The sequence below is a fragment of the Flavobacterium sp. 11 genome (genome assembly GCF_002754315.1).
GTDB classification, from domain to species: domain Bacteria; phylum Bacteroidota; class Bacteroidia; order Flavobacteriales; family Flavobacteriaceae; genus Flavobacterium; species Flavobacterium algoritolerans.
On sequence record NZ_PEFE01000001.1, the window covers coordinates 2,930,799 to 2,942,943 of the forward strand.

At 33.1% G+C, this 12,145-nt stretch carries 11 protein-coding genes; 2 read left to right on the top strand and 9 right to left on the bottom strand.

The features are described 5' to 3' along the window. Nucleotides 1–77: 77 nt before the first annotated feature. A complete protein-coding gene (locus tag CLV00_RS12785; RefSeq protein ID WP_099715548.1) occupies nucleotides 78–1,994 on the top strand; it encodes a DUF294 nucleotidyltransferase-like domain-containing protein in 1,917 nt (638 codons plus the stop codon). 2 nt (nucleotides 1,995–1,996) lie between these two features. Then, nucleotides 1,997–2,593 (top strand): PolC-type DNA polymerase III, encoded by a 597-nt coding sequence (locus CLV00_RS12790; RefSeq protein ID WP_099715549.1) that lies wholly within the window; start codon nucleotides 1,997–1,999, stop codon nucleotides 2,591–2,593. 8 nt (nucleotides 2,594–2,601) lie between these two features. Here CLV00_RS12790 and CLV00_RS12795 read toward each other — a convergent pair whose 3' ends face one another. The 9 genes from CLV00_RS12795 to ilvC all read right to left on the bottom strand — a co-directional run bounded on the left by CLV00_RS12795 (nucleotide 2,602) and on the right by ilvC (nucleotide 12,088). Next, nucleotides 2,602–3,093 (bottom strand): 4'-phosphopantetheinyl transferase superfamily protein, encoded by a 492-nt coding sequence (locus tag CLV00_RS12795; protein WP_099715550.1) that lies wholly within the window; start codon nucleotides 3,091–3,093, stop codon nucleotides 2,602–2,604. Nucleotides 3,094–3,120: 27 nt separating this feature from the next. After that, complete coding sequence (locus CLV00_RS12800; RefSeq protein WP_099715551.1) at nucleotides 3,121–3,378, bottom strand: acyl carrier protein; 258 nt, start codon at nucleotides 3,376–3,378, stop codon at nucleotides 3,121–3,123. A gap of 53 nt (nucleotides 3,379–3,431) precedes the next feature. Continuing rightward, on the bottom strand, nucleotides 3,432–4,703 hold the full coding sequence (locus tag CLV00_RS12805) for a beta-ketoacyl synthase (RefSeq protein ID WP_099715552.1): 1,272 nt from the start codon (nucleotides 4,701–4,703) through the stop codon (nucleotides 3,432–3,434). After that, a complete protein-coding gene (locus CLV00_RS12810) occupies nucleotides 4,704–5,138 on the bottom strand; it encodes a 3-hydroxyacyl-ACP dehydratase FabZ family protein (protein ID WP_099715553.1) in 435 nt (144 codons plus the stop codon). A gap of 2 nt (nucleotides 5,139–5,140) precedes the next feature. Continuing rightward, nucleotides 5,141–6,193, bottom strand: coding sequence for a type III polyketide synthase (locus tag CLV00_RS12815; protein ID WP_099715554.1), 1,053 nt, complete (start codon nucleotides 6,191–6,193; stop codon nucleotides 5,141–5,143). After that, nucleotides 6,190–6,903, bottom strand: coding sequence for a methyltransferase domain-containing protein (locus tag CLV00_RS12820; RefSeq protein WP_099715555.1), 714 nt, complete (start codon nucleotides 6,901–6,903; stop codon nucleotides 6,190–6,192). The genes CLV00_RS12815 and CLV00_RS12820 overlap by 4 nt, the downstream gene beginning before the upstream one ends. Continuing rightward, entirely contained in the window at nucleotides 6,904–8,034 is a 1,131-nt protein-coding gene (locus CLV00_RS12825; RefSeq protein WP_099715556.1) for an NAD(P)/FAD-dependent oxidoreductase, read from the bottom strand. It abuts the gene before it with no gap. A 146-nt stretch (nucleotides 8,035–8,180) separates the two neighbouring features. Beyond that, nucleotides 8,181–10,088: an acetate--CoA ligase gene (gene acs, locus CLV00_RS12830; RefSeq protein ID WP_099716340.1), complete on the bottom strand. Its 1,908-nt coding sequence runs from the start codon at nucleotides 10,086–10,088 to the stop codon at nucleotides 8,181–8,183. 530 nt (nucleotides 10,089–10,618) lie between these two features. Then, nucleotides 10,619–12,088: a ketol-acid reductoisomerase gene (ilvC, locus tag CLV00_RS12835; protein WP_099715557.1), complete on the bottom strand. Its 1,470-nt coding sequence runs from the start codon at nucleotides 12,086–12,088 to the stop codon at nucleotides 10,619–10,621. Between the last annotated feature and the right edge of the window lie 57 nt (nucleotides 12,089–12,145).

The following is a 12,145-nucleotide window of genomic DNA, read 5'->3' on the forward strand; positions in this document are numbered from 1 at the left end:
TTACTGCTGTAATGACGGTATTATGATTTATTATTTTATTATTTTTACAAACAATACACCATTTATTTGACCAACTTATGAATACAATTGCTGAGCACATTGCCGATTTTTTAAAGGAATATCCACCATTTAATCATTTGACATTTGAGGAGTTATCCGAAATAGCTACAAGTATTCGCGTTGTAAATTTGGAAAAACATAAAACATTATTCCAAATTAATGATGTTTTGCATGACAGTTTTTATGTTGTTGCGTCAGGTACTATCAATTTATCTGTGATTTCAGATTCTGAAGAAACTTTATTAAATAAGTGTCATGAAGGTGATATTTTTGGTTTACGTCCCTTTTTTGCCAAGAATAATTACATGATGACGGCCAAAGCTAGAGAAGAAAGTATTGTTTATGCTATACCAATCGCTACTTTTCGTCCTTTTGTGGTAAATAATTCAGAAGTTTTAAACTTTTTGCTGGAGAGTTTTGCAACAAATACGCGAAATCCAAATGACAAAGAAAATTTAAGAGGTAAACTTATCTCTGACAATGTTTTCTATTCTGACCAGCAGTCGGAAATGCAATATTTTCAATCATTATCCTATACTATTTCACCATTAAAAACAACTATTACTGCAATTGCGCAAGAAGTTGCTCAGTTAATGACTGAAACATTAAAAAACAATGTTATCGTTTGTGACAATAATTTTCCAATAGGAATAGTGACTGACAGTGATATGCGTTCCAAAATTGCAACCGGTCGATTTCCTGTAACCGCTTCAATAGATAAAATAATGTCATCTCCCGTTATTACTGTTGTAGAAAATGTTTCCTTGGCCGAAGCTCAACTGCTTATGTTGAAACATAATGTGACCCATTTATGTGTAACATACGACGGAACTGATAAATCTGATGTAAAAGGAGTCATTTCTGAACATGATTTGATAGTTGCGCAAGCAAATAATCCAGGTGTTTTAATTAAAGAAATTAAGCGTTCCCAAAATCCTAAAGAATTAAAACAAATTCGAGAACGTTTAACAGATTTGATTCAAACATCTATTTCTAAAAACATACCGCTTTCTCACGTTTTTAATATTGCCAGCGAAATTAATTTAGCAATAATTAAACGTTCTGTAGAGTTATCCATTTTAGATTTAGGCTCACCTCCTGCCCGTTTTGCCTGGCTAAGTATTGGAAGTCAAGGAAGAAAAGAACAGCTATTATTAACCGATCAAGATAGTATTTTAATATTCGAAGACGTTTCGGCTGATAAATATCGTGAGGTAAAAGATTATTTTCTTAAACTTGGAAAACGAACAACTGCCACGCTCGAAAAAATTGGTTATGAATTATGTCCAAACGGGCATATGGGAAGCAATATGCTTTGGTGTAAATCATTGACTGACTGGACAAAACAATACGACAGCTGGATGAATACTCCAGGTGAAAATAGCAATGATTTAAGCAGTATTTTCTTTGATTACGAAATCACTTTTGGAGAACAAAGAATCGAAGATGCCATTGGAAATGTAGTTTTTAAAAATGCAAAAAACAACACTTTGTTCTTTGATTTCTTAGGAAACGATGCTTTGAGAAAAAATTCACCACTGACTTTTTTCAAAAATTTCATTGTGGAAGAAGAAGGTCCAAACAAAGATAAATTTGATATAAAAACACGTGCTTTGATGCCATTGATTGATGGTGCTCGTTTGTTTACCTTAAATTTTGATATTCGAGGAATCAACAACACCTTTCAGCGATTCAAGCAGTTAGCAATTGCAGATCCTAAACATGCTGAAATTTATCTTAATTGTGCTGAAGCCTTTTTGATTTTATCAAAATTCAGAACCTTAGAAGGCTTAAAAAATGATAATTCAGGTCAATTTATAAATTTGAATGAATTATCAAAAATTGATAAGGAAAAATTAAAGAATGCTTTGGCTCCTATGAGAGAATTGGAAGAATTAATAAAAAATAAATTTCAACTTACTCAATTTTCATAATTATGTTAGACTGGTTAAAAAGTATTAATAAAGAATATCCAGAATTTTGGAAAACCTATCTTTCTAAATTTGATAAGAAATCAAGCCGATTTGTTGTTTTGTCAACAGAAACTTCGGGCTTGAATCCTGTTAAAGATGTTATTTTATCTATTGGTTCTTTTTCTGTAATCGATAATAGTATAGTTATCGGGGATAGTTTCGAGGCTGTGTTGCTACAATACAAGTTTCTTCATGATAACGGTCTTTCAAACGAATTTTTGGTGGAAAGCAAAATGAAAAAACTTGGCGAAGCCGAAGCCATAAAATTATTTATAGAGTTTATCGGGAATGCTGTTTTAGTGGGTCATCACATTGATTTTGATGTAGAAATGATCAATGCTGCATTAGAACGACTTGACTGTGGGAGATTGAAAAACGAAGCTTTAGATGTTGATATTATGCATAGAAAACTGCATGATATCAATGATAAACAATTTTCTCTTGATGAACTTTGCGCGGTATATAATATTCCTAAAAGTGATCGAAATTCATCTGCGGAAGATGCGTATAAAACGGCGTTATTATTCTTAAAATTAAAATCAAGGCTGGGAATAAAATAATATTTATTCTAATCAATCAGAGTAATTCCTTCCCAAAATCGACCGTGATGACTTATGGATACTGGCTTAATCAATTTAGTATGCTCATCAATTATAAAAGGAATTCCATTCGATTTTATGATGGTGTCGTTTGAATTTAATTTTTTGACGGTATCAAAATTATCTTTTTTCACTACGGCAATCGTATGTACGAATTCCTTAGAAATTATCGTTTTAGTAAAATAGGTTTTCCCTTTTATTGAAACTGAACCCGAAATTTCATTTTCATAACTACATTCCAGTTGCAAAGGAAAATATCCTCTAATTCCAGTTTCTCGATTGTAGATTTTGTAAGCAGCTTCCTTTCGGGACCATAAATTCCAAACCATTATTTCAGGATTTTGGCTATCAACAATGAGTAATTGTTCTTTTGCAGTAAAGATTTTGTCCAAAAACCGATTTCGTTTCCAATCGCTTTCTTTTCTGGCTAAAGCCAAATCTACTATATCGTTTCCAATCATTTTACAGACTTTTTTACAGCTGATTCACTAATTTTTCTCTGATAATTTAGTTTCAATAATTTCCAATGCTGACTTTACGTTCACCATGCGCTCCATAGCTTCATTATCAATTACAATGTTATATTTCTCCTCAATATCTAAAATAACATCTACTAAATTAGCAGAATTGATTTTCAAGTCATTGATAAAGTCAGTATCTTCCGTAAGCAAATCAAATGCTTCTTGATTTTGAATATACGGCTTTACTATATTTTTTAATTCTTCTATTGTTTGTTCTTTATTCATATTTTTTGCTTTTTTTTAATGCATTGAATTCAAAATTACCTGACATCATGTGACTAAATGTATTTCTTAAAAATTACGCATCCATTCACATCTCCAAAACCAAAACTGGCCTTTGCAATTATATTTAATTCCTTTTCGATTAATTGTCTTGGGATTCTGGATTCATCAATTATTGCTGTAATTTCAGGATGCAAATCGTCACAATTGATATTCGGAAAAACAAATCCGTAATGCAATTGCAGTATAGAAGCCACACTTTCAATACTTCCCGCAGCCGATAAACAATGACCTACCATTGATTTCAAAGAATTTATATATGGAAATTCTTTTCCTTTTCTTCCCAATGCTTCACTCCAATTCTTAATTTCCAGACTGTCTTTCGATGTGGCGGTCAAATGTCCATTAATCGAATCAATTTCATCAGCAGAAATTCCAGAATTAACAATAGCATTCTGGATGCATTTCTGTACGGCAATAGGATTTGGAGCTGTCATGGTTCCCAGTCCGCGTTGACCACCGGAATTTATATTCCCACCCAAAATTTCGGCATAAATTGTAGCTCCTCGTTCAATTGCACTTTCTAAATCTTCCAAAACCAAAGCTCCTGCTCCACTTCCGGGAACAAATCCCGAAGCACTTGCAGAGATTGGCCTTGAGCCTTGCTCTGGATTTTCATTATGCTTAAAAGTACAAACTTTCATAGCATCAAAGCCACCCCATATATAAGGTCCCGAATCGCTTGTGCTTCCTGCCAAAATGCGTTTTGCCTGTCCTGATTTTATCCTTTCATAACCCATCAAAATACTTTCGGTTCCAGTCGTACAAGCAGAAGAATTAGTGGAGACTTGATTTCCTAATCCTAATTTCCCTCCCAAATAAGCGCTGACACCACTATTCATAGTTTGAGCCACGGCGGTGCTGCCTAATCTTCTCGTTTGAAAATCATCTATTTTATAAATACTTTCGCGAAATTTATCAATTCCAGAAGTTCCGGTACCAAAAATAGTTCCGCTGTCCCAATCTGGTTCTTCATTTATTTCCAACGATAAACCAGCATCTTTCCATGCATCAATTCCAGCAATTACGCCATATAAAATCCCAGTAGAATTGAAGTTTCTTAACTCTAATTCAGAGAAATATTGCAATGCCAGTTCAGTAGAAACTTCCGGTTTTCCAGCTATTTGACAAGAAAACTGCAATCGTTCCAACTCAGCGTCGTGCTTGATTCCCGAAATTCCGTTTTTGATGGCATGTGTAAACGCATCAAGTCCTACTCCATTTGGAGCAACAACACCAAGACCAGTAATTACAACACGTTTATCCATTTATTTAGAAATTACCATTCCTGCAATTATTCCTGTACAAACCTCTTCTCCTTTTTCATTTTTCATTTTTACCTTACATTTCAATTTCCCAAATCTAAAGTATACTTTTTCTGAAATAACAGTCACTTTTTCTTTAGGAAAAACAGGTTTTAAAAATTCTATTTCATTTGATGTTAAGGCGATTGAAGTAGTTCTATTAAATGAATAATCTAATAAAAAAATTCCTAAACAAACCAATCCAATTTGGGCCATAACTTCCGTCAAAATCACTCCTGGTGTTATTGGATTATCTTTAAAATGTCCTTTATAAAAGTCAAGGTTTTCATCAAAAGTATAGGTTCCTTCCACCCCATTTTCATTGATTTGGACTATTTCGTCCACAAATAAAAACGGCTTAGAATACGGTAATTTTGATATGATCTTTTGACTCTCCATTGTTAAAACTTTAGCAAAACTCTTTGCGCTGAAAAACCCGGACCAAAACTCAACATCAATCCTTTTTCTCCTTTTTTAGGCTGATTGTCCATGATTCTTTCCAAAACATATAAAACCGTTGCGCTTGACATATTTCCATACAAACGCAAAACTTCTTTAGTATCATCAATATTTTTACCCAAATCAGAAAATAAACCCTCAACAGTTTGAATAATTTTCTTTCCTCCAGGATGAAAAATTAAATGATTAATATCTTCCATTTTAAGATTGTTTTTTTCTAAAAACGGATGAATAATATCCGGAAAATGAGAAGCAATCGTTTCCGGAACTTCAATGTCCAGAACCATTTGCAATCCAGAATTGGTGAGTTTAAAACCCATCATGTGAATATTATCATAGAAATGATACATCTGCTCCGCTAAAATTTCTGGACCTTCATCGTCTTCATGTGAAGAAAGTAAAACGCAAGCTGCTCCATCTCCAAAAATTGCAGCACTTACTATATTCGCCATCGAAAAATCATCTAATTGAAATGTGGCCGTTGGACTTTCAACAGCAATTACGGCAGCCCGTTTTCCGGGATTTGCCTGCAAGAAATTTTTAGCATAAATAATTCCTGAAATTCCTGCTGCACAACCCATTTCGGTAACTGGAAGTCGAACAATATCCTGACGTAATTTTAATGTATTAATCAAATACGCATCTAGTGACGGAATCATGATTCCAGTACAACTTACCGTAATAATATAATCTAAATCTTCAGGGTTCCAGTTCGCTTTTTTCAAGGCTTTTTCTAAAACTTTTTCCCCTAAATCAATCACTTCACGCACATAAATATCGTTTCTTTCTTCAAATGAAGTTTTTGTAAATACTTCAATCGGATCCATGATGGAATAGCGTTTATCAACCGCAGCTCCTTCAAAAATTTTCTTTACTTTTCTAATGAAGCGTTCGTCTTGACCAACGAGCCAAGCATCCAAAAAAGGAATGATTTCTTCAGTTGTTCTGGAATATTTTGGTAACTGTTTTGTTACGGTTTTGATTTTTACACTCATATTTTAGAAATTATCCATTGGTATCGAAAAGCCCATTTCCAATGAATTTTATAGTTCTTAAAACTTAATTTTTTAGAAAAATGAATCAGCTCTTCTTTTTTAAAACCTCTTAAAATTGAAGTTAATCCGTCCTCACGAGACATCTCATTCAATCGAAACACAAAACACAATGCTTGAAATAATCGATAGGCAATTGCGCTTCGCTGTAAATCATTAATAACAATTCCAATAGTTGAATTCGCATAAAATACGTTTAATAAATCAACAATTTCTTTGTCTTTGAAATGATGTAATGTCAAAGTACACAGTACAATATCATATTTTAATTCCTTAAATGATGTCTCAAATATATCCTCACAACGATAGCCAATATTAGGATAGTTTTGAGATAATTGTTGTGCATGACTAATTGTAAAACTATTGGCATCGATGCCTATTAACTGGAATTTCAGCTTATTTTTCAATCCAAAATCAGCTAAAGTCCGCAACATATCACCGTTTCCGCAACCTACATCTACAATTACAATTTCATTTGATTTTGAAATACTACTTGTCAAATCCTGAACGCCTTGTAAAGTTAGCTGGTTCCCTCCTAAAAGCTGATTGATTTTAGCTATTTTATCCAATGCATCACGCAAGATTTCTCCTTCCATGGCAAAATCATCCATCGTTTCAAGCGTATCGGTTCTGAATTTGGTATTTAGAAACATTTATGAATTTAGAGTTATTGGGGTTCCGTGTGTATGCTTTATAATTTTTGATAATAAAAATGGAAATATAATTAATATACGCATCAATACTGCTGAAAGTTTTTGCTTTTGCAAAAGATTCGATAACAACCGACCAATTTTAAGTCTTTTCTTGAAATTAAAATTCCACTCCTGAATGTATTTTTCCTCAAGTTCATTTCTGGATTTAATTTCGTTGTTATAATATTTCCCCACTAATTCTGAAACAATTTTGGCACTATGAATAGCCATAGCCATACCGTTTCCACACAATGGATGAATGAGTCCTGCGGTATCGCCAATCATTAGAATATGATTTTCAACAGCTTGTTTTTTATCAAAAGATATTTGACTTATGGTTAAAGGTTTTTCAAAAAGCAATTTACTTTTTTCGAAAATTACTTTCAAATGTGGATTTTCTGAAACCACACTTTTTTGATATTCCTCTATATTTTTAAACCGCTTAAACGTCTCGTAATCTGCCAAATAACAGATATTAATTATATCCTTTTCAACTTTAGAAACACCACAATATCCTCCTTTGAAATTATGAAGACCAACGCTATTATTTGGAAAATCTCCCGAATAATGAGCCTTAACAGCTAGCCAATATGATTTTTTTTGAATAAAATCTCTATTTAATTTTTGGTCAATGTTAGAACGTTTTCCAAATGCACCAATAACTATTTCCGATTTTAAAATAGTTTTTTTAGCAGTCGTAACTATAAATTGATTGTCTTCAAATTGTATATTTTCTACATTGTCTTGAAGAATTTTACATCCGTTTTCAAGTGCTTTTTTATATAAATATTCATCTAAAGCAAAACGACTAATTCCGAAACCGCCAAGAGGCAGAACACTTTTAATGGTTTTTCCGCTTGCTGTTGAAAATTCAAGTTGTGTGATATTTGTTGGATTTAAATTGGCTATGTTTAAATTCAACCAATTGAGATAAGGTAAGACCTCGTTAGATATATATTCGCCACAAACCTTGTGTTTTGGGAATTCATTTTTTTCAATTACAGTAACCTGAAGTCCAATTTTGGACAAATGAATCGCCGCAGTCAATCCTGCTAAACCACCTCCAATAATTAAAACTTCTTTATTTTTCATATAGAAGTAAATTTATGGATTTGTTTTAGAAAGCAACTATATTATTTCATATAAAACTTACATAATTATTCGATATGAAATAAGCGATAATTATATATTTTCTGTTCAAAAAAAAAGCCGTTTTATTCAAACGGCTTTTAATTAATTTATAATTTTCCTTCTTTTATCTCCTCTACAATCTCAGGATTTAAAAGAGTTGTTATATCTCCAAAGTTAGAATAATCTCCTTCGGCAATCTTTCTAAGGATTCTTCGCATAATTTTTCCAGAGCGGGTTTTTGGTAAACCAGAAACAAACTGAATTTTATCTAATTTAGCAATTGGTCCAATATGATCTGATATGTGTTGATTAATTTCATTAGCCAGATTTGCTTTGTTTCTTGTTTCTCCAGTTTCTTTAAGGATAACAAAACCATATAAAGCATTACCTTTTATGTCATGCGGGAAACCTACAATTGCTGATTCTGCTACCGCTGGATGCTCATTGATAGCATCTTCTATTGGTGCTGTTCCAAGATTATGACCTGAAACAATTACCACATCATCTACACGACCGGTAATTCTATAATATCCTACTTCATCACGCAAAGCACCGTCACCAGTGAAATATTTACCAGGAAAAGCAGAAAAATAAGTGTCTTTATAACGTTGGTGATCGCCCCAAATAGTTCTGGCAATTCCTGGCCATGGAAACTTAATACATAAACTACCAACTACTTGATTTCCTTCTATTTCATTGCGTTTTTCATCCATTAATACCGGTTGAACTCCCGGTAATGGTAAAGTTGCATACGTAGGTTTTGTTGGAGTGACAAATGCCAAAGGTGAAATCATAATTCCTCCTGTTTCTGTTTGCCACCATGTATCTACTACAGGACATCTTTTATCACCAACGTGGTCGTTGTACCAGTGCCAAGCTTCTTCATTTATTGGTTCACCAACAGATCCGATTACTTTAAGTGACTTCAATGGATATTTTTGTACAAATTCTATATTTTCTTTTGCCAAAGCACGAATAGCAGTTGGTGCAGTATAAAACTGTGTCACTTTGTGCTTTTCGATTACTTCCCAAAAACGGCTAAAGTCAGGATACGAAGGAACTCCTTCAAAAATTACTGTTGTTGCTCCATTTAATAATGGACCATAAAGAATGTAGGAATGTCCGGTAATCCAACCAATATCGGCAGTACACCAAAAAACATCGTTTTCTTCATAATTGAAAACATTCTTAAAAGTATAAGCGGTGTACACCATATACCCTGCGGTAGTGTGCACCATTCCTTTTGGTTTACCGGTTGAACCAGAAGTGTACAGTATAAACAATGGATCTTCGGCATCCATAATTTCGGCAACATTGTTATCTGATGCTTGATCTAAAAGGGGTTGCAACCATTGGTCACGACCTTCTTTCATATTAATATCGGTATGAATTCTTTTGGCTACTAAAACTTTTTCTACAGAAGTACATTTTTCTAATGCTTCATCAACGATTTCTTTTAAATCAATGGTTTTGTTACCGCGGAAACCACCATCTGAGGTGATAACCATTTTACATTCACTGTCGTTGATACGTGTGGCTACAGCTGTAGACGAAAATCCGGCAAAAATAACCGAATGTATCGCTCCAATTCTGGCACAAGCTAATACTGAAACCGCTAATTCAGGAATCATTGGTAAATAAATACAAACTCTATCTCCTTTTTTTATGCCTTGTTCACGCAATACGTTTGCCATTTTGCAAACACGTTGGTGCAATTCATTATAAGTAATATGTAGTGCAGCTTCTGTTGGATCATTTGGTTCAAAAATAATTGCTGTTTTTTCTCCTCTTTTGGCAAGATGCCTGTCAATGCAATTTTTTACAATATTTACTTTTGCCTCGGTAAACCATTTGATATCGGCATCAGCCATATTAAATTCGACAACTTTATCCCATTGTTGGTACCAAGTGAAATTTTCTTCTGCTATTTTACCCCAAAATTTTCTAGGTTCACGAACTGATTTATTGTAATGTTTAAAATATTGTTCTAAATTTTCAATTTTGTAGTAGCTCATGTTATAATTTTTTATAAAAGTATTAAATCTCTCGCTATTCTTAAAATTATTTAAATCATAAATACTTGCTAAAAAAAATAGATTCTCAAATAAAAAAGCACTTTTAATACTAATTTGTTTAATTTTTACTGTTTTTGGCAAAATAAGTAAAACACAAAAAGGCGAGATAGATTTAAATCTACCTCACCTCCTGTATCAACAAAATTTAACAACAATTATTTTAGTACTATAAACGATGATTTTTTGAACAATAATCAACCAAAACTATTTCGTTCCAATCAAGGAATTCTACTACTAATCTTTTAGCATGTTTTATTTAGAAAATAAACATGGATATTTCTACTACTTCCCAATCTTTTTAATAGGGACTACTTCACTCAACTTTAAGCTCGTTTAAAGTTAAGTGAATGTACAAGCATCCATATCCATTTATCTTTTTAATAAGTTTTAACTAATTCAAAATATTATGAAATCAAATGATATAGAGCTAATCCCAACACACCCTCTTGTGTGGTAATTCCTATTTTTTATTATCCTATTTTTTTCATGGCAGTCATTGATTCTCTCAACCACTCACCTACTTCTTCAATTGGATGTTGACGAATACTTTTGTTTACAGCAATAAGAACCGCATTATCAACTCCATTAGAAGTTGAAAAAGGTTTTCCTATTACATTTGTATCAACCGTTTTCATGAAATCAGCCAATAACGGTTTACAAGCATGGTCAAATAAATAACAACCGTATTCTGCTGTATCCGAAATGATTCTGTTCATTTCATATAATTTTTTTCTTGCTACTGTATTAGCAATTAAAGGCAATTCATGTAAAGATTCGTAATACGCTGATTCTTCAATGATTCCTGATTGTGTCATTGTTTCAAAAGCTAATTCTACACCCGCTTTAACCATGGCAATCATTAAAACACCATTGTCAAAATATTCTTGTTCTGAAATATGAGCTGCTGTTGGAGCCGTTTTCTCGAAGTTAGTTTCTGCAGTTGCAGCTCTCCAAGTCAATAAATTAACATCATTATTGTCCCAGTCAATCATCATGTTTCTTGAAAATTCTCCAGAAATGATATCGTCTTGATGTTTTTGGAACAATGGACGCATGATATCTTTCAATTCTTCTGCTAATTCATACGCTTCAATTTTTGCAGGATTTGACAAACGATCCATCATATTAGTAATTCCACCATGTTTCAAAGCTTCAGTTACTGTTTCCCAACCGTATTGAATTAGTTTTGACGCATAAGCCGGCTCGATTCCTTTTTCAACCATTTTATCGAAACATAAAATAGAACCTGTTTGCAACATTCCACAAAGAATGGTTTGTTCTCCCATTAAATCCGATTTTACTTCAGCTACAAATGAAGAGTTCAATACTCCTGCTCTATGACCACCTGTTGCTACAGCATACGCTTTTGCTTGTGCAAAACCTTCTCCATTTGGGTTGTTTTCTGGGTGAACCGCGATTAAAGTTGGTACACCGAATCCTCTTTTATATTCTTCACGCACTTCAGATCCTGGACATTTTGGCGCACACATAATAACAGTGATGTCTTTACGAATTTGCATTCCTTCCTCTACAATATTAAAACCGTGAGAATATGCTAAAGTTGAACCGTTTTTCATCAAAGGCATAATAGCTGTAACTACAGCTGTATGTTGCTTATCTGGTGTAAGGTTACAAACCAAATCAGCCGTTGGGATTAATTCTTCATACGTTCCCACTTTGAATCCATTATCAGAAGCATTTTTAAACGAAGCTCTTTTTTCTGAAATTGCATCTGCGCGCAATGCATAAGAAATATCTAAACCAGAATCTCTCATGTTTAAACCTTGGTTCAAACCTTGTGCTCCACATCCTACAATGACTACTTTTTTTCCTGCTAAAGCTTTAATTCCGTCTACAAATTCAGATTGATCCATGAATTCGCAAACGCCTAATTGTTCTAATTGTAATCTAAGTGGTAATGAATTGAAATAATTTGCCATTTTTTATTATTTAATGATTGTAAAATTTAATAATTGATAGGTTTACTAATTGAAAAT